We start from the raw sequence: 25,075 nt of genomic DNA on the forward strand, positions 1-25,075 counted from the left end.
ACTTGCTCCTATAGATGACTGAGTTGCTACCCACCAATTGATAAAATATCTTCCTGCTTTATTTATTACTATTTCACCAGTTAATGAGTTATAAACAACAGCTCCATAACTATTAACAACCGTTTCAAATATTACATTAGAATTTGTATTTACTGATCCAGCTAATTGTCTTTGAATTTGAAGTCCTATCGTGTCCAATTTATTTCCTCCTTGTGTTCATAACTTTAAGTCTTATTGCTCATTTATATTATGCTATAAATTTAATCAATGAAAATCACATGATAATAAAGGCCCATAGACGAATATGACTCATTCGTCTATGGGTCAAAATTAAAATGTTACATTAATAATTGTTAAATCTGCTCTAATTGGAGTTGCACCAAAGCCTATTGTACCATCAGTTACATTTACAAGTTGTAAGGTTACTGGACTTGCAAGAACCTCAATTAAGGCATTTCCACTAATTGGTCCAGTTTGGAGAGGGGTTGACGCTTGTATATCATCACCCTGAGAAGTAGTAATTGAGAATGTAATTACTATATCCGCACCACCACCTATACCATCTGTAGATACCCACCAATTAATATAAAATACTCCTGTTTGTGAAATTGTTATCTCACCTGTTCCAGCATTATAAGAAAGAAATGCTGATAAATCATTTATAACTGTATCAAATATGACTGGTGCTCCAGGACCAACAGATACTGTATCCGGATCTTGTAGCTGAACCTGCAATCCTCTAAGCTGAGTTGTAAAACCAGGTGCACCGCTTAATCCAGTGGCTCCTGTGTCGCCTGTTGCTCCAGTTACACCAGTAGCTCCTGTGGCTCCTGTGGCTCCTGTGTCGCCTGTAGCTCCAGTTGGACCTGTTACTCCGGTTGCCCCTGTGTCACCTGTTGCCCCAGTTGGACCTGTTGGACCTATTGCTCCGGTTGCCCCTGTGTCACCTGTTGCCCCAGTTGAACCTGTTACTCCTGTCGCCCCGGTATCACCTGTCGCCCCAGTTGGACCAGTTGGACCTGTTGCTCCTGTTCCTGGTCCCGTTACTCCAGTTGCTCCGGTGTCACCTGTTGCTCCTGTTATTCCTGGATCACCAGTTGCTCCAGTTGGACCTGTTGGACCTGTTGCTCCAGTGGCTCCCGTTGCTCCGGTTGGACCTGTTGGTCCTGTTGCTCCAGTGGCTCCCGTTGCTCCGGTTGGACCTGTTGGTCCTGTTGCTCCAGTTGGACCTGTTGCTCCTGTTGGGCATACTTTACAATGCGGTTTCTCACAATCATTACAACATTGTTTATCGCATTCACATTTCGTGTTGCAATTATCTCTGTCACATTTATTTGAGTTACGCTCTTTACTATAATAGTATTCAGAGTCACGTTCATCAGGTGCATGCCAATAATAATTCTTTTTACCTTCAATATAATCTCTTTCATAATTTTCATTTTTTTTCATAATTTAACCTCCTAGCAGTTACATTATATATAGCCGCTTGTATATGATATTCTACTAAAATTAGACTGCTACATATAAATTTGGTTTAAAACTATTATTTAGTGTTGTGAAACTATAAATGTAATTAGCTAATACCTTTGGTACTATGCTTATTACCTTTATAATATTTTGATTAGTCTGTATACCTAATGTTTAAAAATATAGGTATTACAATAGTAATCCTGTTGTATTTAAATCACTACTTAAGTGAACTTAATTAATTTGTCATACACCTATTAAGAAAAGCGTAATTGAAGCATTTGAGTTAACTTGAGTACCACCTGCCAGTGTTTGTAGGGTAACTGCCGCTGCGCTAGTATGATTTCTTAAAGTTATCACATCACCGACACCAGCAGTAAGAATTACGCCTCCTGGGTTTTGTTGAGTTCCAGCGCCAGAACCAAAAGTACCTCCAACAACTGGTGCAGCATTTAGATATACGGTAAACTGATTTGGTTCCACACTTGACACAATAAACGATACAAAATAAATACCAGCAATAAGAATAACCACTTGAGATGTTCCAGGAACATGAGCAACATTTGAAAGTATTCCGTTACTATCAAAGATTATATCCGTTTCTAAAGGTACAACATGAGCGCCTTCATTATAGATATATCCGAATACTGATGCCAGTGATCCAGCAGGTCCTGTTGCTCCTGTTGTTCCACTTCCACCAGCACCAGTAGCTCCTGTAGGGCCAGTTGCTCCATCGGCTCCGTCAGCTCCAGCAGGACCAGTAGCTCCTGTAGGGCCAGTTGCTCCAGCAGCTCCTGTTGCTCCATTGACTCCGTCAGCTCCAGCAGGTCCTGTTGCTCCTGTAGGACCAGCAGGTCCTGTTGCTCCTGTAGGACCAGTCGGTCCAACCCCTGGACCTGTAACTCCAGTATTTCCTGTTACTCCCGTTGCTCCGGTAGCACCAGTACCTGGGCCAGTAACTCCAGTGGCACCAATGTCTCCCGTTGCTCCTGTTGGACCGGTTGGACCAGTAACCCCAGTTGCTCCTGTTACTCCTGTACCTGAACCTGTAGCTCCAGTACTTCCTGTAGCCCCAGTACTTCCTGTAGCTCCAGTAGGGCAAATGGGACAGACTTTACATGGTGATTTGCAGCAATCATTATCGCAGTCACATTGTGAATTACAATCATCTTTATCTCTACCGCAATAGTCATAAGATTCGCTCCTATGATTAGCACTCCAATAATATTTCTTCTTAGCTTCAATATAATCTAACTGATTAATATAATTAAATTCATCTTTATGCATACTTAACCTCCTAGCAGTTTTCATTTTATATACTGCTACTCTATTTTATTCACATAAAGGTGTATTGCTACATAATTAATATCCCTGTTAATTTGTTGATACTTTATTACAAATATAATTTGGGAGTTTGTAATTTATTTAATCCTATAAAATGCAAATATAAACACCCAATAAATAGTTATTAAAACTATATATCAGGTGTTTTCATATACTGTATATTTATATTTTTCAATTCATGTTCACTATAAATCTCTCATAAAGCTTAAGCACATCTACTTATCTATTACTATAATCGTTGCATCAATTCCCATTTCCCTTAACTTTAGAACTTGATTTTCAGCATTTTCTTTTACTGTATATGATCCTTGCATAACCCTATAAATGGTTTGTCCATTTTGTGCTTGTTTTGGTATTAATGTTTCCACATATATAACTCCTAAGACTTCCAAAATTGATTTTGCTAATGCCTTTATAATTTCATTCTTCTTTTGATGAAATAAACTATTATCCCCCGTATTATCTATGAAACCAAGTTCAATAAGCACTGCTGGCGCTTTGGTTTCTCTTAACACATGAAAATTAGCCGACTTTACCCCTCTGTCTACAAAACCCAATGCTACAAGACCACATTGCACTCGTTTTGCTAATTCTTTAGCTTTAACTCCTGCATTTAAATAAGTATACGTTTCAACACCTTTAGCTTTCTCTGCTTCAAAAGCATTTCTATGAAATGATATAAAATAATTATAGGCATTTTTATTTTCAAACTTACTTCTTTCCCCAAGGCCAACTGTGCTATCTCCAGTTCTTGTTTCATTTACAGTAATTCCATGTCTTCTAACCTCTACTGCTACAGCCTTTCCTAAACTTAGTACATCATTGCTTTCTTTTCTACCCTTATAACAAGCCCCACCATCTTGTCCTCCATGTCCATAATCAAAACATAATCTAGCCATGTTAATCACACCTCCATTTTCGTTTCCAATTAATATATATGAATTCCTAAAATTATGAGCGATATTTTATTCATAAAAAACACTAGCCTTTCATTTAGAATATTTTTTATGCCTTCTAATTCCTTATGTTTAATAATATTATGAAATAAAGAAATAATTTGTTATACATTGATTTATTCAAAAGCGAGGTGACTATGTGATACCTATCAAAAAAGATAATTTTTTAAATGAATTTAATTCTTCCAATAACAATAATAATAATAATAATGCACAGCATACAGAAAATCATCTTAACTCTTATAAAAAAGAACTTCCAAAAGTTTTTTGTGGAAAATATACATTTAATAATATAGTAGGTGAAAGCCAAGCCATAAAGAAAGCTAAGCATATGGCACTTAAAGTTAGTTCATCAAAATCTAATGTTCTTCTCCTTGGTGAAAGCGGTACAGGGAAAGAACTTTTTGCTCATGCTATTCACAATGAAAGTGACAGAAAACACTCACCTATAATTAAAATAAACTGTGGTTCTATACCATCAGAACTGTTTGAATCAGAGCTTTTCGGCTATGAATCTGGAGCCTTTACGGGAGCTAAAAAAAATGGTAAACCTGGAAAATTTGAGCTTGCTAATAGAAGTACTATCTTTCTAGATGAAATTGGTGACCTTCCGCTTTCAATGCAGGTAAAACTTCTCAGAGTTATACAAGAGAAAGAGATTGAAAGAATTGGCTCCATTAGAAGCCAGAAAATAGATGTGAGAATAATAGCTGCTACTAACAAAAATCTTGAGGAAATGATTAAACAAAAAACTTTTAGAGAAGACTTATATTACAGGCTAAATGTTATAAATATACGTGTCCCTTCTTTACGAGAAAGAAGAGATGATATTCCCTCCCTTGCTAAGTACTTAATGAAAAAAATATCATTAGAAATGGGTATACCTGTAACTAATATATCAGATGAGGCGATAATGGTATTATCATTATATGATTGGCCTGGTAATATTCGTGAACTGGAAAATTCAATAGAAAGAGCGTTAAATCTTGTTGATAAAGAATCAATTATTGAAATTATTCATCTTCCATTTTATATGACAAAGCTACTATTAACTAATCCAGCGATTAACAATGTAAAAACTGTTCCAATTAAAATTTATGGTACATTAAAGGATATGTATAAAGAGATAGAAAAAAAGCAATAAAAGCGGCCTTAGTGGAGTTTAATGGGAATAAATTAAGAGTCGCAAATAAACTTGATATAAGCAGAACAAGTCTTTATCAAAAGATCAAACTTTATAATCTATAAGATATTTATGTCAATCTATCTCTAATTTAACACAACAGAAACCAAATCATTAATAATTAAAATTATTAATGATTTGGTTTTTAATTTACTTTTTTTAAATAATTATTTATCTAAATCTTCTTAGTCACCACATTCTCAGGTATAATTAATTCTACATCAGTACAACTTAGTACTTCCTCAAGGAAGACCCCCTGTGGAATAAAATTTGCTGCCTCTGTAGGCATACCAAATCTAAAATTAATAACAATTTTATCTTCAAATCCTTGTGCTATTGTTTTAATACACTTTGTTTCTTTAATAGTTTTTTAATAACAAATGTAAAAATAATACCTACAATATTCATAATAGCAACTATTAGGAATGCTGCTCCATATTCTCCACCGCTTGACTCTTTCACCATAGCTGCAAGTCTAGGCCCAACAAATGCTGCCAAACCAAATGCCGTAAACATCACTCCATAATTCACACCTATATTTTTAGATCCAAAATTATCTGCTGTTACCGATGGAAATATACCCATAAACCCTCCAAAACTTAACGCTATACCACATACTGCTACAACAAAGACGCCAGTGGTTTTTGCTCCAGACAACAAAATAAGCATTCCACTACTTAAAATATACATACATAAAATTGCGTTATATCTTCCAATTTTATCAGAAACTGATCCCCAGAATATTCTTCCACCGCTGTTTGCAAATGCTAATACACTTACTATTACTGCTGCTACTTGAGGTGTTAATCCGATTTTTTCTTGAGCTATTGGGGACGCGTGGCCTATGATCATTAGTCCTGAAATACATCCAATTGTATACATAATCCATAAGACATAAAACTTAGCATCTTTCACCATTTTACCAGGAGTAATATCAACAGTTACTGTTGCTGCTGGGCTTAATGCCTTTGGCCTCCAGCCTTCTGGTTTCCATCCTGCTTCTGGAGCCTTTATAACAAATGAACATGCAACGATACCTACCATAAAAACAAATCCTAATAATTTAAATGTCGAAAGCACTCCTAATTTTTCAATTAAAGAAACAGATATTGGCGCAAATACAACTGCCCCAGAACCAAATCCGGCCGCTACAAGTCCTCCAGCTAGTCCTCGTTTATCTGGAAACCATTTTACAGTATTTCCAACTGTACATGCATAAACTGTACCTATTCCAAATCCACCTAATACTCCATAAGTAAGATAAAGAGCCGTTAATGACCTTGTAAATCCAGATAATATTATTCCTGCTCCAAAAATCAATCCGCCTACTAATGTTACCTTCTTTGGTCCACTTTTATCCTGAATTCTTCCAGCTACAATCATTGCAAAAGGTACCAAACATAGGTTAAGCGTAAACGCAAGAGATGCTTGTGTAGTTTGCCATCCAAATATTTCTATTAAAGGTTTTTGGAATACACTCCAGGCATAAGCAGAACCAATACATAAATTCATGAAAATACTTGCTAGTAGTACTATCCAACGATTTGTTTTGCTTTGTTTCATTGTTATTACATCCTTTCTACGTTTTTTATTACCTTTGTAAAATATAATATGGTGAACATTTCCTCCTTTTTAATTAAATACACTAAAATGCTTTCATTTATAATTATATACAAGCAATATTTATGCCAATATTTACCTCATAAGACATTCTCTGTTGTCACCTTCTACTCCGCCATACAATAGGCTTTAATAAAATTTCAAATCATGCTAATTTATTTGAGAAATCATTCTATATATTTTTAAAATTATACAGATAATGTACAAAATATGAACATTTATCATATAAGAGTCTTAAATATGCTCTGCACGAGGAACATAATGCAATTTTTTACCTATAAGTTGTAAATACTGTCCACTATGTTTACAATTCTATGAATTCTAGGTTGCAAAAATGACATGCACTAGATATCTCTTATGCCTGCCATCTTTTTATTATTCATACTTTAGTGCTAAATTTTATATAATATCCATTTACAAGTTGCAATTTCATACTTAATCTCAAATAATTTTACAACATCATCAATTAAGCTTTGACACTTATAAACAATCATAATGTTACCTTCAAATTTCTCAACCCCTTTTGTTATAACTTTATCAATTTTTATAACTTGCATAGGATCATTATCTACTTGCAATCTAAACCTGATAGGATTTATTCCACCTTTATTATCTGTGTAAGAAACCATTTCTATTGGTTGAGCTAGAACCTTCATCTTCTACTTATCCCTCCTCTAAATATCACCTAGATATAATATTACCGAATCCAGTACGCTAAATTAACATCAATATGAAAATATTAATCTACTCATAATAACCTTGCTTTTTTAATTTTAGAACATACGTTCTGTAATTATTATATCCTAATTTCTTTATTTTTAGAAGTAATTTAATTTTTTTATGCTTGTGGCACAGAAAAAATAGAGACAACAGTAATAAATTTTATATCTAATACAATTATATTAAACACAATAAAAGCCTGTATTTAGACTATTAATACTAAATACAGGCTTTTTAAATTATTATACAATTTAATTTTTTCTAATTTTTCGGCTTAAAATATTTTGTTATTAATTTATCCCCTACATACAGGACAATGAAACAAACCACTGCAAATCCAAATCCTAATTTTCTCCAGTATGTTAATGCTATAAAACTAATCAAGCAGTACCAGATTAGCTGTAATAAATAATAATAGTACTTTTTCATAATGTTTCCTCCGATGTAAGTATTTAATTTATACTCTTGATATCTGTTCCTTCAGCACTAATCATTTGCGACAATTGTATCATATTTGCTGTACTTCATATACCCTTATTATCTAATTTGCTACGCTAGCTTGTTTAGGATTAAATTACTCCTAGTTTTAATAATGAGCTAATTAAGTGCATCTTTTCCAATTACAAATTTTCCAAATCTCTTAATTGGATATGTAACAAACCGTGCTTTCCCTTTTATATCTTTACTATCTATATATGGATTTTCCCATCTTCTTGCATCATTTGAACTAGCTCTATTATCTCCAAAAAACAAATACTTATTTTGGGGTACCTTAAATTTTATATCTAAATCCTCCTTATTTACTACGTATGGCTCTTGAATTGCGATCCCATTAATAAAAACTTGACCCTTATCTTTTATAATAACTTCATCACCTGGTACACCTATCAATCTCTTTATCAATGTTAATTTTAATTCATCAGATTTAAAAACTATTAAATCTCCTCTTTTTAACTTCGCCTTATTATAAACTCTTGTAACTACTATTTTATCACCTATCTTTATAGTAGGGTACATTGATTCAGATGGAACTTTAATTTGGTAAAATAATAATAGTCTTATTAATGTTGCTATAATTACTGCTGCCACAATTGGAAATACCCAATCACTAAGTATTTTTTTGTAGTTCAACTCATCATCTTCTTCCTAATTTTACTATAAGTAATTGATATTAAAATTACTATTCTATGATCTTTTAATAAATTCCTCAATGTCATTTTGAATAAGATTTAATGCATTTTCCCAAAAATCTATTGAGTGAACATCTATATCAATTGTTTTTGCAATATCAAAAATATTATTTTTACTTGAAGCACTCAAAAAATCATTATATTGGGATACAAACTCTTCTCCTTTTTTGATATATTCAGCATAAAGCCCCTTAGAAAATAAAACCCCAAATGAATATGGGAAATTCAAGAATTCATCTCCTGCCATAAAATATCCAACTTTATTCATCCACATATATGGATGAATTGTTTTATAATCAATACTATCACCATAGGCTTCTGTCATACAATTAATCATTAATTCATTTAACTCTTCGACAGACAATTGACCTGATTTTCTTCTTTCAAATAATTTGATTTCAAAATTATACCTAGCATAGAAATCAACAATATAATAACCCATATCTGAAATGCTTTTCTCTAAAATTGATAAACCTTGATCTCTTGGTAAAATACTAAGTAATGCATTGTTTACTATGGTTTCACAAAAAATTGAAGCTGTTTCTGCAATAGGCGATGGATAGTCCGTATTTATCATCTTTTCATTTCTAAGACAATAGCTATGATAAGCATGTCCAATTTCATGGGCAAGAACAACAACATCACTAAAATTGCCAGTAAAATTGGTCATAATTCTACTTTCTTCTATTGGAAAAATATCAATCGTTAATCCATAATTCCCTTTTCAAGTTCTTAGCTCAGCATCAATCCATCTCTTGTCAAAGACTTTTTCTGCAAAATTCGCAAGTTCTTGACTGAAAGTTTTAAAACTTGATACAATTAAATCTCTGGCATCTAAATATGATATTTTTGTATTAGCATCACCCGTTGGTGCAAAAATATCATAAAATGGAAGGCTTTCTTTATGGCCTAGTATCTGTGATTTCTTATTATAATATTTATGAAACATTGGCAGGCTTTCTTTTACAGCTAATAACATAGTATTTAAAGTTTCAAAATCCATTCTTGATTCCAAAAGGACTTTTTCCAAAGGAGATTTATATCCTCTCATATCATAAATAGTAAGTGCTTCCCCACTAATTCCGTTTAAACACGCTGCTGATGATTTTGATATGCTTTTGCATGCATCGACTTCAGCATAATAAGCTATTTTCCTTAAAGATTCATTTTCTTCATATGCCATATTTCTTAGCTCTGAAAGTGATATTTTCTTTGATTCACCGTCAATGTCTATATCCATTAATAAGGTAGATGTGAGCTCCATATAAAGTCTTTGCCATGCCTTTGAGCCTGTGATTTGCATTTTTGAGATTAATGATTCTTCATTTTCACCCAATAAATATTTTGACTGTGAAAGAAGTTCTTTAATATAAAACCCATATTCAATAAGTTCTGGTGATGATTCTATTAATGCTTCTATATTATTTAAAGACTTAAGCCATTTGTTAAACTTTACAAAGCTCTCTGTAGCCGATGAATCATTATCCTCAATATCATCTAAAACATTCATTGCTTGTATATTTGAGCTATCTGAACATGAAGTTAACTCAGCATAAGAATATAAACAACAATATAAGCTTTTATATTCATTATAAAGCTTCAAAAACTCTTGAATTTTAGAAGCAGCGTTATGTGTATCCTTTAGATTTTTTATAGCCCAATCATTTAAATTTGCTATATGCTTATTAAGAATCTCCTCATCACTTTTAAATTTTTCAGAGTTAAAGGATATATAAAGTACATCTAAATTCCATGTTAATTCCATTGATAACACCCCCTTTTTTTAAACTCCTTGTATATATACTGTTTATTCGATTCCCTCTATCTCTGACTTCAATCTCTCAAAATATTCTCCCATAAATTCCAATCTTTTTATTCCTATTTCTTTTGCTTTTTTTGTATACAGTTTATCTGGAATTCTTTTAAACTTTATTTCGTATTCAATAAAAGGTGTATGTTTTGAAACATCTTTTATTCTCCCATTTTCAACAGTATTGGTATTTAAATAGCCATTAATATTAGGTGATTCATTTACTGTTAATCTTTGTCCAAATTGTCCTGCTAACATAAAAGTACGAGCAATCCCACTGGCGCCAATAACATCAAGTTTATCTGAATCGAAAAGTATTTTCGCCTCAATTGTATTAGGAAAATTCCCAGTTCTAAATCTATGTGATACAATGCAGTGCATTATTTTCTCAATTTTGTCGTCCTCATATTTTAATTTTCTTAATATCCCCTCTGCAATTTTACTACCCAAAACAGCATGATCAATTTTACCAGTTTTATCTTCACTCTCTTCTACCCTTGCTATATCATGTAACAATGCTGCTGGAATAAGAATTTCTAAATCAACATTTTTCTCATATTTTGAAAGCGACAAACAAAGCTTATACACCCTAAATACATGATCTAAATTATGAGCTGAACAAGTTAATTTATCTTTAACAATTTCTATGATTTTTTTATGTTTTGTATCTGTATCCATTAATATTTCCCTCCTCATTTAACTACCATTGTTTAAATGCTTATGATTCAATCTTCATTGATATCTATGCAAATATGGAAATATTTTACTAATAGATAACATCTGCTTTCATAGGAGTTCTAGTTGCCACCTTATTAATATAGTCAATCACATATTTTGATTCTTCACTAAAAACAATAGCTTCAGTGAGACTGATTTTTAAAATGCAACAATTTAAATCGTCTTCGTTAATATGTAACTCATGACACCCTCACTATAATATCCATTTACAATTCGCACACTTGCAGACCCATTAGAACATGTAGTAAGTGGAATTTCTACATCATGTCCCAACTGTATTTCCATTAATTTTATTGCTGATGTAAAATCACTCATAAATTAACATACCTCCATTGTCAAAACGTAAAAAACCCCTCAGAAAAGCTTTAACATTTTATCACTTCATATCCTGCACTACATAATGACCCTACCGCATTATCTACATCTTTATCTTTTACAAGAATATAGTCTGTATCATATGTAGAGATAGCAAATATGCTTATTCCTTGCTGTGCTAATACATTAGTTATTGAAGAAAGAATTCCAACCAATGTAAAGTCCAATGGCCCATCTACTTTTAAAACCCTCCAATTTTTTTCACACTTTACATCCCCCGGAATGTTATCTTGCGAACACACAATTGATATTTCATCTAATGTTTTTGTTATAGAAAAAAAGTCGCTGTCTTTTGACCATTCTGGAATTAACTCATTTTTATCTAACCTACAAACTCCATATTTTTCTTTTAATAATTCCATTGTTAATATTCTTTCTGACATGTTTTATTTCCACCCTTCCTTATTTTAAGAGTTCAAGAATTCTAAATTTTTCTAATCTATAATGTCCTTCATCATCCAATTTTTCAATTCCATCCTTATAATCATATGCCATTTTTCTATAAAATTTACGAGCAGTAATTGATGATGGAATTTCAATCCTTTTCGCTCTTAAAAAGTATTCATCCTGCTCCAATTTTCCTATTATTGCTCGCCCTATACCTTTACCCTGTAATTCAGGTAAAACAAATATTGTTAAAAGGATACTTTCATCTTTGCTTCCCCAAAAACTTGAAATAGAACCACAACCAACAATTTTCTTATCTATACAGACAACATACATATGTGCATAACCAGCTACCATATTCACTTTGCCTGGACTATAAATCTCTGCTAAAGACTCCATCTCTACTTTGGAATAATCCTTTATGTTAACTTCGAAGAAATTTCTACAAATTAAATTTGATACTGTTACTGCGTCATCATTATTAAATCTTCTTATTTTTAAATTATCCATCCGTTCCCCTTATATATTATTTTTATTTATTATTAGTTTCTTTTTAATATATAATTTCCAATATGGAAACCATAACACTCATAAAATAGTAAAACCTCATCATTTGAATAAACTACATTAATTGTTATATCCGCTGTTTTATTTGATTCAAACCAATTTAGAGCATTCTTCATAAGCTTGTCACCTAATCTAAACTTACGATAATTACTTTCAATATATATAGATTCTATTGATCCTAAATTATCTTCAATTGAACTTAAACAATAGCCTATATAGTTTTCATTATCTATGTCTAAAAGCATAGCTATTTTTATAATACCCTTTTTTGATTTCTCATAAACAGCTTCCATTCTTTTACCAAATGTAAATTGCTCATATTTATTTTTAAAATAAATTGATTTATCGATATGAACTGAATTAAGTTGTTCCCATAACGGCTTTATAAGTTCAAGTTCTTTTATGTCTTTCTCAACTAAGCAGATATTCATAAAATCCTCCTTATTTAAGGTTAATTCCATTTAAATATGTATTCAAACAATAATATACTTCCTATAATAACTATACTTTGAATAATATATATAAAGTTTTCTAATGATGAAACAATCGTATATTTGAAAATGCCATTACTATTCCATACTCGTTGCATGCCTTTATTACAACATCGTCCCTTTTTGAATTCCCAGGTTGGATAATATATTTCACTCCAATTTGCGCCGCTCTGTCAATATTATCACTAAACGGGAAAAAGCCATCTGAACCTAGTGATACATTGGTTAACCCAGTCATCCACTGTCTTTTTTCATCAACCGTTAGCTTTTGAGGAATCTGCTCAAATATATTCTTCAAATCATTCATTTCCTTAGGTGATACATCATCCATAAGATATTGGTCAATTGCATTGTCACGTGTAGTCCTTGATATCCCTTTTTTAAAAACTAACCCAATAACTGCTGGATGTTGTCTTAAATACCAATTCTTCGCTTTGTTTGCTGCTAATCTTGTACAATGTATACGAGACTGCTGACCCGCTCCACAACCAATAACTTGTCCATTATATGTTAAACAAACTGAATTCGATTGAGTATATTTTAACGTTACCATAGAAAGAATAAGATCTATTTTTGCATAGCTAGGTATTTCCTTATTATTTGTTACAATATTTTCAAGCATAGTATAACTTGGCAATACATCATTTCTTTTTTGCTCAAAAGTAATACCATAGACGCTCCTTCTTTCTACATCCAACGGTTCATAATTAGGATCGATTTGAATTATATTATAATTTCCTTTTTTCTTTTTCTTAAGAATTTCTAGTGCCTCATCGCTATAGTCCGGCGCAATTACTCCATCAGAAACTTCCTTGCTTATTAATTTTGCTGTGGAAACATCAACTGTATCACTCAAAGCTATAAAATCTCCATATGATGAAATTCTATCAGCACCTCTAGCTCTATGCGTCAAGAAAATTTATATATCCAGGATTACCGTTTAATATTTTAAAAGGTAATTCACCTTCTTTTGAATATATCTTTGCAGGTTTTTGATTTGGATTACATCCATATTTTAAATCGACTAATTTTTTACACATTTTAATTCCTCCTTTATTTCTTCTATTCATTCAGCGTCCATTTTTCTTTTACATTCTCTTCACCTTTATAATAATCAACTTTTTCATTGTTTTGGTATACTTCTTCATAAGGCAAAATATTTATCTTCCCAGAATCGGGATATTCGCAAACATCTAGCCCCATATCTGTACTCATATCAAGAAATCTGCACGGTAACTCGTTATTGTTATAAAGTTGATGTGCACCTTTGGGGCCAATTTCAAAAAAAACGATATCGCCTTCTTTTAATTGGGTAAAACCTTCTGGTGTTCGTAGTGTAGCTTTTCCAGATAATATTACAAATGTCTCCTCAGCATTTCTATGAAAATGGTATGGATATGAATATTTGCCTGGATCAAGTGATCTTACCTCGAATTTAAGATATTTAGAATTTGCTATTTCTGATAATTTGTGACTTGTATGCCAAGAAAATTCTGGAATAGGTGATTGTTTAAGTACAAAAGAAATATTCTCTTCATTAAATATTTTTGCCATTTCACATTACACCTCCCTCTTAATGATTCTATAAAACTATTTCATAAAGTTTAAACCAAACTAATTCAGGAATATTTAATCCTAAATCAACAGTTCCTACATATTTATATCCACACTTTTCATACAATGAGATTGCTGGTTTATTATGAATAGAAACATCCAAACGAATTGTTTTCATTTTTTGCGTTATACTGTATGTTTTAGCAAAGTCCATTAATTCCCGTCCAACACCAGTCCCCAAATACTCTGGATTAACTACAAGTGTATGTATCACAATACTGTCTTTGGATTCCGCTTCTATTCCCCAATCTACTTGAGAGTATGCTGTTTCTGGCTCATGATTTAGTATTATAGAACCTGCTATTTTACCATTAATTTTTAAAACGAATAGATTATCACATTTAACGCCACAATCAGCAGTTTCTCTAATTGGATATATACTCTTTGCCCAACCTGGATAATTCGTACCTGTTTCTAAATATTCATTTAAGTCATCATATAAATTTTCTAATTCATCTATATCCTTCATTGTTCCCTTTTCTATAATGTACTCATTATTATTTAACTTTTTCTTTGTTTCTACAGTTATTTCAACTCTATCCATTTGCATCTCCTTCCCCTAAACCCTGAGCGAATATTAATAAATCCCCCTCAGGATCCATAATTAAAAATTCTTTCTGCCCCTCTATAATATTAGTTATAATTTCCACAAATGTATCTATAATCCTCTATAATTCTGATTTCTTTTATAAATAAATACTTCTTATCACTAAAAATGATTTAATAAAATATTTCTAATGTTTTACTTACTATAGTTATATAACTCTGGTATAAAAAATCCTCTATACTAACTTATAGTATAGAGGATTCTCTGTGCCACTAAAACTTACCATGTAAAAATTAAACAATTCACTTAATTCTTAGGTTTAACGTCTTTGTCAAACTTTTCTTTTAATTCTTTCTCAACAAAAGGTATCCCAATTATTAAAGTAATTATTCCAATAGCTCCATGAATAAAACTCAAATTCTCCTTTGCTACAGGAATAAATGACATACTTAGTATAAAAACTATATATAAAAAAATACCCATATATAACCACAATGCCCCTATACGTCTCTGTGCATAGTCCCATGCTTTTTGAGAATTCATTGAGCGGTTTGTTCTATAACCATAAAATATATTTATTTTACTTGGAGGTTTAAACCTTAGAACCAATCCAGATATAATCATTATAATAGGAATTATTAACTCTTTACTACCAAAATCAAACATCACTATACTCCCCCTCTTGAAATGTAAATGCTAATAGTAATTAGTTGTTCCTTTTAGGAAACAATAACTTAATTAAGCTGATATCAAAAATAAGAATAAAATAACCATTAAAATAATCAGCGATAGCACTATTATTAGTTTTTTCATTCATGGTTACCTATTTGTTTAGCTCTTTTAATTAACTTATTATATAAATAAACGTCATGTATATCAAAGTAGTTATCGTTAAATTTATCCAATTCAAACCACCTAACCCCACTATTTTCATCCTCATTTACTATAAGTTTTTCTTCCTCACTTGTAGTAAGGATGTATGATATTGAAAGATGAAGATGTCCACTAACATATTTACCTTTTTTCATATGCCCATATACAGGTAGAATATCAATAGCTATAATACTTTGTGTAAGCGGCTTTACATTAATTATGCCAGTTTCTTCTCTCGCTTCTTTAATAGCAACCTTCAATAGATCTCTATCTCCATCTGCATGACCACCAGTCCAAGACCATACATTACGTATATTATGATGAACCATTAGCACCTTATCTAATGTTTTGTTCATTATAAACCCAGAACTTGTAATATGCGCTATAGCATTGTCTCTCAATAATATACTATGAGAAAACTGTTCATTATAATCTATAATTATTTTTCTATCTTGGCTTTCTTGATCATTAATTGGAACAAATTCTTTAATTTGGTCTATGTAATTCATAAAAACACCTCCATTTAATAAATATACTTGGTTTCACCTTTTTCAATTAATTTAATTATTTCTATAGCTGTTTGTTTCGAGGAAATATCACTCACATTAATTTTAATTGTGTCCATATTATTATATAGAATGATTCTTTTCAGACTTTTATCAATTACATCAACTTTTCTAACACCATTTTCAACATCAATTTTCAATCTACTTTTAAGAGCTGTTTCAGAGCAAACCAAAGAAATTTTATAAAGCTCAAAGTCATGATCTTTTAATTGTTCCAAAAGCTGTTCAAATATATATTCTTGGTGAATAACCCAGCAAAATATAACATACTCATAACCTGAATTATTCAAATAAGAGTTTAACAAGTGAGTGATATTACCTATAACCATTTTTTTATTTTCTTCTGAGACAACGAACGGATTCATATTCCAACACCAATCACCATCTAGGTAAACACTTGGTTTTAGTGTATCAAGTAATATGTTACACACGCTACTTTTACCTACACCCATCGTTCCGTTAATAATAATTAGCTTTTTCATATATACACCTCTATTATATTTATTAAATATATTAGCTAACAATATCCGTTAATAATTCCTTTAAATGTCCAGTATCATTAATACAATTCACATTCATTTTGTTATTTATAACATTATATTTCACTATGCTTATACTACAATTATCAATATCCATGTTAAACCTTTTATGTTGATCTAACCCGAGAAAATGACTTATAATTATAGAAATAGTTCCTCCTGAAGTGCTTATTACAACATTTTCATATTCCTTTTCTACTATTTCATCTATAATTTTCATTGCCCTTTTGGATACATCTTCGCCACATTCACCTTGTGGATAAGGCATGTCCTTTATTTGCTTAGACCATTCTTTTGCATATTCTTTATGGCTTATATTTCGCTCCTCTATTGTTAACGTATCCCACTCGCCCATATTTATTTCTCTAAATTCTTTTTTAATAATAATCTCTTTATTAATATACTTATTTATGATTTCAGATGTTCCTACTACTCTTTTTAAGTCGCTTGAATAAATAACCTCTATGTTATAACTCTTTAATCTTTGTCCAAGCAATTCTGCCTGACTAATTCCAAACTCATTTAAGTCTTTATCAACTGCCGATTGATATTTTCCATCTCTATTTAAATTGGTTTGGCCGTGCCTTAATAAATAAATATTCATTTTCTCACCCCTAATCACAAAATAAATTGCAAATTATCTTTACTCTTTTATTGACCGCCTAAACTAACTACTAAAGCATTCTTTGCTTTCAGTTTCTATAACTTCATTTCCATAATCCTACTTCGAGTATTCATACCTTGATTTTCGTAGAAATCAATTGCATTTTTATTGAATTCCCATACCATTAATTCTAAACTATCTACGTTAAACTTTAAGGTGCGGTCTTTGGCCTCATTAAATAGTCTTTTACCAATCCTCTGTTTTCTATAATCTTGATGCACGCATAAATCTTCCATATAAGCAACTTTCCTTGCTAGTAAAGCTATATTGGATGATACTGGTTTAATTGAAATAATACATAACCCCACGATAATAGAGTTAGTTTCAGCTAAAATTGATATTATATTATTATCATTTGCAATTCTAAGAAAATCTTTATTAGAAATTGGTTCATCTGTTTTTCTATAAATATCTGCCCTGCTATCCATGTGTAATTTATGCACTTGGTTCATCAAAATATTAACACCTTTAAAATCATCAATGTTAAAATCTCTGATTGCTATTTCTAGCATATGATGCACCCCCCTTTTAATTAATATCTAATCGCAATTTACTATTATTAATCTATTCCAACAATCTTACTTCTACGCTCCATTAAAATTACATCCAACCAATTTTCGTTGTTCATTTTAGCCACTTTTTCTCTTATTCCAATTTCTCTAAATCCACATTTTTTATGTAATAAAATACTTGCAGCATTTTCTCTAACAATTCCAGAATGCAAAGTCCAAAATCCATTTTCTTCAGATAGTTTAATTAAATTTGTTAAAAGAACCGTCCCTATTCCTTGACCTTTATATTTTTCACTAACATAAATACTTACTTCCGCTACACCCTCATAAACACACCTACTTGAAGTTGGGCTCAAAGCGCACCAACCTAATATGTTATCACCTAATTGAGCTACTAACCTACATGAACTTGTATGACTACTATTCCACTGCTCCCAAGTTGGAATGATTGACTGAAATGTTGCTATTCCTGTTTTAATACCTTCTAAATAGATATTTGATACCTGGTCCCAATCAGATTTTGACATTGCATTAATTTTATAACTCATCTCATATCTCCTCCAACATTGTCATCTTGCCTCCAATATTTAGCTCCATCTCTTGTACGTGATAACAACTTATTTAACTTTTTTAATATTTAATTTTACACATTCAGTCAAAGCTAATGCCAACATTTCAGTTGGAGAATTTATTGAAAATGGAGATAGCATGGATGGTACTGTGGGGTTGATTTTAATCTGTTCATTTTTCCCCTCCAATATGTAAATAGTTTTTAATGTATCTGCCGCTTCGTTCAAACTTAACCATGTCAAATGTTATCTTATGTGGCAATGCTTTTACTTTGTTTAACATAATCTTATCCTCATTTTATCAACATATATATTTTATAAATCATAATTAAATCCAATATCGCTGAATTAATCTCAAATATTATATTTGAAAAAAATTTCATCTTCTTCCTCGAGACCTGTTATTTCTTGATTAAACCCATAATCACAATATAGATTTATAGCGACAAAATTATTAGGATGTAAACTCAACCATATTTCTTTATTCTTAGTTTCATTTTTAATTATATCTATTAATATTATTAAAGCCCTTTTACCATATCCATTTTGTTGATATCCTCTATCTATCATTAGTTTATAAAGATTCATATCGCCTTGCTTATCTAAAATATATGAAGCGAATCCGATCATAATATCATTTAAGTACACTCCAAATATTTTCATTTCATTTTCAAATTTAGATTCTGCTACAGAATATAAATTTGATGGGATAAATTTTTTTTGACTTTCAGCCACCTCTAATTTAATGCATTCTCTCCAATTACTTTCATCAATTTTCTTTATTGCTATATCCACCTTATCGCTCCTCTAAAAATATAAAGTTAATAAACTATATCCTATAAATATTTAAGCATAGTAACCTTATAATAATTAATCTTAACTAATTGCATTATTCTTTTTTTTTACATAAATAAAAAAAGCCATTTGATTTATTACCACTCATGGTAGTATATGTGACCTTCTCTAACTTTACATTTATGTGTTTATTTCCACACCACTTCAAATTCTTCGCAAACAACCATCATATTTTCATTAAAAACTGTATTGGGTATTCTTTTACAACTCTTTTAAAAACATCTTTCTCAAAGATTTCCTTTTTTTCATCAGATAAAACATTTAATCTTCATTTATTTGCTATAATATAGTTTTCATACCATTCTCTACCCGTCTCCCACTTTTTAGTTTCAATATTTTCTTTCAACATTTCTGAACATGCTATTGCCATAACATATTCTCTTAGCCCATTTTCTTTACTCTTATCAAACTTTGTTAACATATACTTTAAAGCATCATCTCCTGAACTTACAATATCCTTGTAATCCTGGCTGTCCTTTGTATAATCATAGGGATTTGAAGATGCTGCAACTTTAGGATTATCACAAATAGTATCTAACTTTTTATCAATAGCAACATTTGCAGCTGTTATTGTAACCTTTTCCTTTGATTTTATGTCTTTCGCTGATTTTGATAAGCATGTGGAAACCAAAACTAACATTACTAAAAAAGAAACTATAATTACAGACTTTTTCATGTTGTCCTCCTTACATTCTTAGAATTTATTTTATCAATTCTGATTTTAGAATAGAATAAACACATTGATCATACTTGCTTCCATTAATCCAATAATGTTCTCTTAACTTTCCATCTATTCTAAATCCATTATTCTCTAATAGCTTTATAGAAGGATTATTATTTGAAGCCGTAGTAGCATATAACTTATTTAATTTATAATCACTATCTGCAAATGATATATTTATAAATAAATCTAACATAATACTTCCAATACCTTTATTTCTATTATGTTCAGGTAAATAATATCCAAATTCGGCACTATGATTTCTTGCATTATAATCAAATAATCTAATTTTCCCCAAAGGTACACCCTTGTGATCTTTATGCACTAATATATAATTTTTCTCCTTTATATTATCAAATGAATAAAGCATTTCATTAAAGTATTCATCATATGGCTTTTGCAATTTTAATGGTCTACATGTATATTGTTCAAAATTTTCCTCTGCCATATTCCAGTTATATAATTCCCTCAAATGTCCCTCTGATAATAAAATTAATTGGTAATTTTCAAAACAGTTACTTATCATCTTAACTCCCCCAGTTTATATTGTTTTATCCTTTAGGTACTAAAAGATTATGTTAATAGATAGTTCTTTTTAATAAACTCAATCCAATTTTTTTGAAATTGCAGCTCTGTTTTTTCAAAAATATCCACAAAACTTTTAGGAGATTTTATTAAATCACATAACTTATCATAACCAAACTCCTTAATTATTGATTCTACTATGGTATATGAGTATTGATAGCCATCGCGTTTAAAAAACGTTTCAAAATCTTCTCCAGTATCTAACTCATTGAGTGTAGGAACTATATTATTTACCAATCCATTTTCAACAGTTTCTCTTATCCATTCTTCATTATTATCTTTCGCTTCATAACATGCTATTCCTTCATTCAGCCATCTTGGTGTATCCCCATTTATTTTATTCACAATAATATGAACGAACTCATGAACAGCTGTATTTACTACGTTATTAAACTCTGAACGTGGTGGTGGATTTAAGGGAGATGCTATTACAATTTTCCCAACTCCAATCCCACCTCTTATCCAATTAGGTGCATTTATAAGTCCTAACGCTCTATGAAGCTGATTAAGTTCTGAATGAATTTCAATAGATAGTTTCTCATCAATTTGCTGATTCAAGTTAACAGTAATCCTATTGTAATTATTTTCAAGAACCTCCGAAACTTTATCTATACATGTCTTGTCTACTTCTGTGTAATAGATTATAAAATGTTGCGTTTCTTGACTTAAATTTAATGTTCCTTCTCTAATAATATCCAAATTAACACCCCCAAAATAGTATTAATGTCACTAAATGTTATGATACATTGTTATCTAACGTTCGAAATCTTTATATAATAAACTTGGCTGAACCCCCTGATTATTTTGATATTTTCCACTGATATATTTATCATAATCACCTTCAATACTATGATAGTATATTTGACATATTTCAACTCCAGGATAAATCCTTATTGGTTGAACGCAGAATATTTCTAAAGTCCAAAATCCCTGAAAACCAACATCTCCAAATCCTGCTGTTACATGAATGAATAGCCCTAATCTACCAATAGATGATCTACCTTCAAGCATTGGCACATAATTATCTGTTCCTGTGAATTCTATTGTTCTTCCAAGATATAATTTACCTGTTTCTAAAACTAATCCCTCTTCTGGTATAATAATTTTTTTAACCTTATTCTCCGTTTTCATATCTAAAATTGTTTCATCATAAACAAGTAATTCATTATGCAACCTCAAATTATAACTATTAGGATTAAGTTGTTTTTCATTATAAGGCTCAATTACAATCTCCTTTCCTAAGTTTTTCTTTATTTCTTTCCCTGAAAGTATCATATGTTATTACTCCTCATTTATATAATTTTTATAACGTTAGCAGTGATTGTGCATGCTACTTAATTCCTATTATCACAAAAGCCTTAATTGTGTGTTTGTCACCCTGATTATCCACAAAGAAATAATCTATTGGTGTTATATTTACCTTTAAAAAGCTTGAATATAACTCCTTTAGTTCATCCATGCTAAAATAATGATGTGGAATATTTTCTTCACCTTCAACATTATTAATAAAAGTATCTTTTTCTATCTCTTGACCTTTACCATAATTCTCATCATCTATTGAGACATAATCAATAACTACAACACCATTAGGTTTTAATATTCTAAATATTTCATTCACATTTTCCCTAGAGCCCTCTAACATACCATGTCCCGTAGTCCATACACATAAAATCCCATCTAAAGAATCATTCTCGAAAGGTATAGATCTCATATCATGTTGTTTAAACTCAATATTGCTCAATTTCAATTTTTCTGCCTTTGATTTAGTTATTTCTAGTCCTTGCAGCGAAATATCTGTAGCATATACTTTGAAGCCTTGTTGAGCAAGATATATTGAATGTCTGCCTGTACCACATCCTAAATCCATTATATTCATGCAATCATTCTTTTTAAAGACATCTGCTGCCACTCTTACCGTTGGTAATACATCGAATTGAACTTCTCCTTGGTCCTTATATATTTTATTCCATTCTTGTTCCCATTTAATATTCAATATGTTCTCCCCCCAATCACTAATCCCATAAAAAATATGTTTTATTATATCCTTAGCAGGATAATTTATATCATCAGCTTTATCAATAACAGCTTGCAAATCATATATATTGGAACAGATTTAAACTCAAATCTTCCATTCTCAAACGATAGGTCCCCACCTGGCTTGTTATAAATAAATTCTGTCATTCTTATTTATTATACTATTAATAATATACATACTATATAAAACTATGTAAATTTTTCTAAATATTCAATTATAAACATATATAAAGGTTAATAATGAGATTATTTTTCACCATTTATATAACTTTGGGTATAGCCAAATTCTTTTTAGCTCTTCACTATTTATCATATTATCTTTTACCCCCTAATTAAATAAGCCTAAATATAACAGCCCACACCAAGTTCTTATTATAATGTTTCTTAGAGTGTTTTCTCATAAGCAACCCTTTTGCTTTGATCATCTAAATAAATTATGCCACAATACTCAAATCCATTTTTCAAAAGCATCTTCTTCATAGATATATTTTCTATATGCGTGTCTATTCTAATACTGTATATTTGATTATCTAAACATATTTCCTCTATATTCTTGATAATTATAGATGCTAGTCCCATTCCTTTATAATTGGAGTCAACAGCCATTCTATGAATAACTGCATATTTATCATTATTTATCCATTTTCCATTATAAATAACCTCATAGTTTTTCTCTCCATCAAAAGTGAATACTACAGTACCAATTACATTATTATCTTCTAGCAAAACATAGCCATTTCCATTGTTGATATCATTTATTACTGTTTCAAAATTAGGGTAATTATCCTGCCATTGATTAATATCCTGCTGCTTAAAATAAGCTTGTGCCTTATTTATGATTTTCATTATACTATTAACGTCTGCTTCAACTGCTTTTGAAAATTCCATATTGTTTCTCCTCCACGGCATATTCTATGCTCTTTCCCCTAATTTGTTGGTGATTAATGTTCATACCCATCAATTAGAATACTAAGCATCTTATTCTTATTTTTCATGAAACTCTTCATTATCTGGTAGTTTTCTGTTTCCTCATATGTGGTAACCTCTAACTTATCTTTTATTTCATATATAGTTGCTTCAGGGTTCTAGTTATTTATTTTTATCCAAGCTGCAGTAAACATTTGTAGAGAACCACCATGTCCTACTATTATAATATTCTGTTCAAATGAAATTCTCAACGTATTTTCTTAATTTTGAAACATATCTTCTAAAATGCCTATAGCATCAATTATTACTTTAGGGCAAATAATATCGAAAAGTCTTTTTTCCCTAATAATATTGCATTCCATCTCGTCTGATAAATCATAACCTAATAATTTTTTACATATTATTGATTCGTTTTTTTCTTCAAACCTTCTAATAAATTCCTTAGTTAACGCATATGCTTTATTTTTTGATTCGGTATCACCTTCAATAAAATGTCCATTTTTTAAACCTAATGTCATTATAGCTCCTGAGACTGCTCCACAAACTTCACCTTTTCGTAATCCTCCACCAAAGCCAGTAGAAATTTTTAATGCAGTTTCTTTGTCTAACCCTAATTCCTCACAAAACACGCTTAATACTGCTTGACTACAATTAAATCCATTGTTAAATATATTTACTGCCTCATCTTTTTTATTCATTATATATCTCCTCTCCATCTAAATTCAAGAATATAATTATTCTCTTGCTCAGTAGAACTATGAACTTTGAAATTACAATTATTTAATACTTTATTAGAGCCTATATTTGTTTTTAAAACTATCGCAATTATACCTTTGCACTCTCTAAATCCATAAGCCCATTTCAATAATGTTTCTAGGGCCTCTGTCATAAGTTTTTGCTTTTTATAATTAGGTGAAATACTGTATCCAACCTCCAAATAACCACTTTCATTTAGCAAGCCTTTAAAACCAATAAACCCTATCCCTGTTTGATTATTTTTATTAATTATTATCCAGTATGTATAACATTCGTGAATATCAACATTAATACTTTTCATCTTTACAAGCTTCTTTGATATTGCTGATTTAACAGAACTAGATATTGCTTCTGATTCAATTATAGTTTCAATATTTTCATTTTTACTAATACTTAATAATTCACTAAAAGATAAAGGTTTTAGACGTAACCTTTCTGACTCTACGACTTTCCCATCCATTTACT

The 25,075-nt window shown here is 30.8% G+C and carries 33 protein-coding genes and 2 pseudogenes; 2 read left to right on the plus strand and 33 right to left on the minus strand.

The genetic code is table 11. The features are described from left to right. The 4 genes and pseudogenes from KPL55_RS16075 to KPL55_RS16090 form a co-directional block, all read right to left on the minus strand. Window positions 1-198: pseudogene (locus KPL55_RS16075) on the minus strand (hypothetical protein); the annotation flags it as partial. A gap of 132 nt (window positions 199-330) precedes the next feature. Then, complete coding sequence (locus KPL55_RS26065) at window positions 331-1,449, minus strand: collagen-like protein (protein WP_246599559.1); 1,119 nt, start codon at window positions 1,447-1,449, stop codon at window positions 331-333. A 264-nt stretch (window positions 1,450-1,713) separates the two neighbouring features. Then, window positions 1,714-2,754, minus strand: a complete 1,041-nt coding sequence (locus tag KPL55_RS16085; protein ID WP_216307762.1) for a collagen-like protein — start codon at window positions 2,752-2,754, stop codon at window positions 1,714-1,716. Window positions 2,755-3,026: 272 nt separating this feature from the next. Continuing rightward, complete coding sequence (locus KPL55_RS16090; protein WP_216307763.1) at window positions 3,027-3,710, minus strand: N-acetylmuramoyl-L-alanine amidase; 684 nt, start codon at window positions 3,708-3,710, stop codon at window positions 3,027-3,029. Window positions 3,711-3,906: 196 nt separating this feature from the next. On the opposite strand from KPL55_RS16090, the gene KPL55_RS16095 reads away from it, so the two are divergent. Together KPL55_RS16095 and KPL55_RS26595 are read left to right on the plus strand one after the other, a co-directional pair. Then, the gene (locus KPL55_RS16095) at window positions 3,907-4,911 is read left to right on the plus strand and encodes a sigma-54 interaction domain-containing protein (RefSeq protein ID WP_312887320.1); all 1,005 of its coding nucleotides are present in this window, start codon (window positions 3,907-3,909) and stop codon (window positions 4,909-4,911) included. 11 nt (window positions 4,912-4,922) lie between these two features. Continuing rightward, entirely contained in the window at window positions 4,923-5,015 is a 93-nt protein-coding gene (locus KPL55_RS26595) for a helix-turn-helix domain-containing protein (protein WP_216307764.1), read from the plus strand. Window positions 5,016-5,283: 268 nt separating this feature from the next. Here the strand turns inward: KPL55_RS26595 and KPL55_RS16105 are convergent, their stop codons facing one another. The 29 genes and pseudogenes from KPL55_RS16105 to KPL55_RS16245 all read right to left on the minus strand — a co-directional run bounded on the left by KPL55_RS16105 (window position 5,284) and on the right by KPL55_RS16245 (window position 25,070). Then, entirely contained in the window at window positions 5,284-6,513 is a 1,230-nt protein-coding gene (locus tag KPL55_RS16105; RefSeq protein ID WP_216307765.1) for an L-lactate MFS transporter, read from the minus strand. 449 nt (window positions 6,514-6,962) lie between these two features. Beyond that, entirely contained in the window at window positions 6,963-7,226 is a 264-nt protein-coding gene (locus KPL55_RS16110) for a hypothetical protein (RefSeq protein WP_216307766.1), read from the minus strand. Between the two features lie 325 nt (window positions 7,227-7,551). Further along, a complete protein-coding gene (locus KPL55_RS16115) occupies window positions 7,552-7,719 on the minus strand; it encodes a hypothetical protein (RefSeq protein ID WP_216307767.1) in 168 nt (55 codons plus the stop codon). 168 nt (window positions 7,720-7,887) lie between these two features. Continuing rightward, a complete protein-coding gene (gene lepB / locus KPL55_RS16120) occupies window positions 7,888-8,421 on the minus strand; it encodes a signal peptidase I (RefSeq protein WP_216307768.1) in 534 nt (177 codons plus the stop codon). A 54-nt stretch (window positions 8,422-8,475) separates the two neighbouring features. After that, window positions 8,476-9,150, minus strand: coding sequence for a M3 family metallopeptidase (locus KPL55_RS16125; protein ID WP_216307769.1), 675 nt, complete (start codon window positions 9,148-9,150; stop codon window positions 8,476-8,478). A 54-nt stretch (window positions 9,151-9,204) separates the two neighbouring features. Then, the gene (locus KPL55_RS16130) at window positions 9,205-10,245 is read right to left on the minus strand and encodes a gluzincin family metallopeptidase (RefSeq protein ID WP_216307770.1); all 1,041 of its coding nucleotides are present in this window, start codon (window positions 10,243-10,245) and stop codon (window positions 9,205-9,207) included. Window positions 10,246-10,287: 42 nt separating this feature from the next. After that, window positions 10,288-10,968: an HD domain-containing protein gene (locus tag KPL55_RS16135; RefSeq protein ID WP_216307771.1), complete on the minus strand. Its 681-nt coding sequence runs from the start codon at window positions 10,966-10,968 to the stop codon at window positions 10,288-10,290. A 213-nt stretch (window positions 10,969-11,181) separates the two neighbouring features. Continuing rightward, the gene (locus KPL55_RS16140) at window positions 11,182-11,343 is read right to left on the minus strand and encodes a hypothetical protein (protein WP_216307772.1); all 162 of its coding nucleotides are present in this window, start codon (window positions 11,341-11,343) and stop codon (window positions 11,182-11,184) included. A 50-nt stretch (window positions 11,344-11,393) separates the two neighbouring features. Then, window positions 11,394-11,786 (minus strand): ACT domain-containing protein, encoded by a 393-nt coding sequence (locus KPL55_RS16145; RefSeq protein WP_216307773.1) that lies wholly within the window; start codon window positions 11,784-11,786, stop codon window positions 11,394-11,396. A gap of 19 nt (window positions 11,787-11,805) precedes the next feature. After that, the gene (locus KPL55_RS16150; RefSeq protein ID WP_216307774.1) at window positions 11,806-12,300 is read right to left on the minus strand and encodes a GNAT family N-acetyltransferase; all 495 of its coding nucleotides are present in this window, start codon (window positions 12,298-12,300) and stop codon (window positions 11,806-11,808) included. Between the two features lie 32 nt (window positions 12,301-12,332). Then, window positions 12,333-12,788, minus strand: a complete 456-nt coding sequence (locus tag KPL55_RS16155) for a GNAT family N-acetyltransferase (protein ID WP_216307775.1) — start codon at window positions 12,786-12,788, stop codon at window positions 12,333-12,335. Between the two features lie 100 nt (window positions 12,789-12,888). Then, window positions 12,889-13,888 (minus strand): annotated as a pseudogene (locus KPL55_RS16160) (phosphoribosylaminoimidazolecarboxamide formyltransferase). Between the two features lie 22 nt (window positions 13,889-13,910). After that, entirely contained in the window at window positions 13,911-14,402 is a 492-nt protein-coding gene (locus tag KPL55_RS16165; protein ID WP_216307776.1) for a cupin domain-containing protein, read from the minus strand. A 28-nt stretch (window positions 14,403-14,430) separates the two neighbouring features. Continuing rightward, complete coding sequence (locus tag KPL55_RS16170; RefSeq protein WP_216307777.1) at window positions 14,431-15,006, minus strand: GNAT family N-acetyltransferase; 576 nt, start codon at window positions 15,004-15,006, stop codon at window positions 14,431-14,433. 309 nt (window positions 15,007-15,315) lie between these two features. Next, window positions 15,316-15,675 carry an SdpI family protein gene (locus tag KPL55_RS16175; RefSeq protein ID WP_216307778.1) on the minus strand — a complete coding sequence of 120 codons (360 nt, stop codon included), beginning with the start codon at window positions 15,673-15,675 and terminating at the stop codon, window positions 15,316-15,318. A gap of 143 nt (window positions 15,676-15,818) precedes the next feature. After that, window positions 15,819-16,391, minus strand: coding sequence for an NUDIX hydrolase (locus tag KPL55_RS16180; protein ID WP_216307779.1), 573 nt, complete (start codon window positions 16,389-16,391; stop codon window positions 15,819-15,821). A gap of 14 nt (window positions 16,392-16,405) precedes the next feature. After that, entirely contained in the window at window positions 16,406-16,930 is a 525-nt protein-coding gene (locus tag KPL55_RS16185) for an ATP-binding protein (RefSeq protein ID WP_216307780.1), read from the minus strand. Window positions 16,931-16,961: 31 nt separating this feature from the next. Next, window positions 16,962-17,591, minus strand: coding sequence for a histidine phosphatase family protein (locus tag KPL55_RS16190; protein ID WP_216307781.1), 630 nt, complete (start codon window positions 17,589-17,591; stop codon window positions 16,962-16,964). Window positions 17,592-17,686: 95 nt separating this feature from the next. Beyond that, on the minus strand, window positions 17,687-18,163 hold the full coding sequence (locus KPL55_RS16195; protein ID WP_216307782.1) for a GNAT family N-acetyltransferase: 477 nt from the start codon (window positions 18,161-18,163) through the stop codon (window positions 17,687-17,689). Between the two features lie 47 nt (window positions 18,164-18,210). Next, a complete protein-coding gene (locus tag KPL55_RS16200) occupies window positions 18,211-18,711 on the minus strand; it encodes a GNAT family N-acetyltransferase (RefSeq protein WP_216307783.1) in 501 nt (166 codons plus the stop codon). A 375-nt stretch (window positions 18,712-19,086) separates the two neighbouring features. Next, window positions 19,087-19,527 carry a GNAT family N-acetyltransferase gene (locus KPL55_RS16205; protein WP_216307784.1) on the minus strand — a complete coding sequence of 147 codons (441 nt, stop codon included), beginning with the start codon at window positions 19,525-19,527 and terminating at the stop codon, window positions 19,087-19,089. A 328-nt stretch (window positions 19,528-19,855) separates the two neighbouring features. Beyond that, the gene (locus tag KPL55_RS16210) at window positions 19,856-20,263 is read right to left on the minus strand and encodes a hypothetical protein (protein WP_216307785.1); all 408 of its coding nucleotides are present in this window, start codon (window positions 20,261-20,263) and stop codon (window positions 19,856-19,858) included. A 25-nt stretch (window positions 20,264-20,288) separates the two neighbouring features. Next, complete coding sequence (locus tag KPL55_RS16215) at window positions 20,289-20,834, minus strand: GNAT family N-acetyltransferase (RefSeq protein WP_216307786.1); 546 nt, start codon at window positions 20,832-20,834, stop codon at window positions 20,289-20,291. A 47-nt stretch (window positions 20,835-20,881) separates the two neighbouring features. Next, entirely contained in the window at window positions 20,882-21,592 is a 711-nt protein-coding gene (locus KPL55_RS16220; protein ID WP_216307787.1) for a peptidase MA family metallohydrolase, read from the minus strand. 54 nt (window positions 21,593-21,646) lie between these two features. Beyond that, on the minus strand, window positions 21,647-22,168 hold the full coding sequence (dcd, locus tag KPL55_RS16225; protein ID WP_216307788.1) for a dCTP deaminase: 522 nt from the start codon (window positions 22,166-22,168) through the stop codon (window positions 21,647-21,649). A gap of 55 nt (window positions 22,169-22,223) precedes the next feature. Then, window positions 22,224-22,886, minus strand: a complete 663-nt coding sequence (locus KPL55_RS16230) for a class I SAM-dependent methyltransferase (RefSeq protein ID WP_216307789.1) — start codon at window positions 22,884-22,886, stop codon at window positions 22,224-22,226. Between the two features lie 425 nt (window positions 22,887-23,311). Next, window positions 23,312-23,815, minus strand: a complete 504-nt coding sequence (locus KPL55_RS16235; RefSeq protein WP_216307790.1) for a GNAT family N-acetyltransferase — start codon at window positions 23,813-23,815, stop codon at window positions 23,312-23,314. 299 nt (window positions 23,816-24,114) lie between these two features. After that, entirely contained in the window at window positions 24,115-24,552 is a 438-nt protein-coding gene (locus KPL55_RS16240; protein WP_216307791.1) for a C-GCAxxG-C-C family protein, read from the minus strand. Continuing rightward, window positions 24,552-25,070, minus strand: a complete 519-nt coding sequence (locus KPL55_RS16245; protein WP_216307792.1) for a GNAT family N-acetyltransferase — start codon at window positions 25,068-25,070, stop codon at window positions 24,552-24,554. The genes KPL55_RS16240 and KPL55_RS16245 overlap by 1 nt, the downstream gene beginning before the upstream one ends. Between the last annotated feature and the right edge of the window lie 5 nt (window positions 25,071-25,075).

Source organism: Clostridium lacusfryxellense, assembly GCF_018861735.1.
Classification (GTDB): Bacteria; Bacillota; Clostridia; order Clostridiales; family Clostridiaceae; genus Clostridium_AD; species Clostridium_AD lacusfryxellense.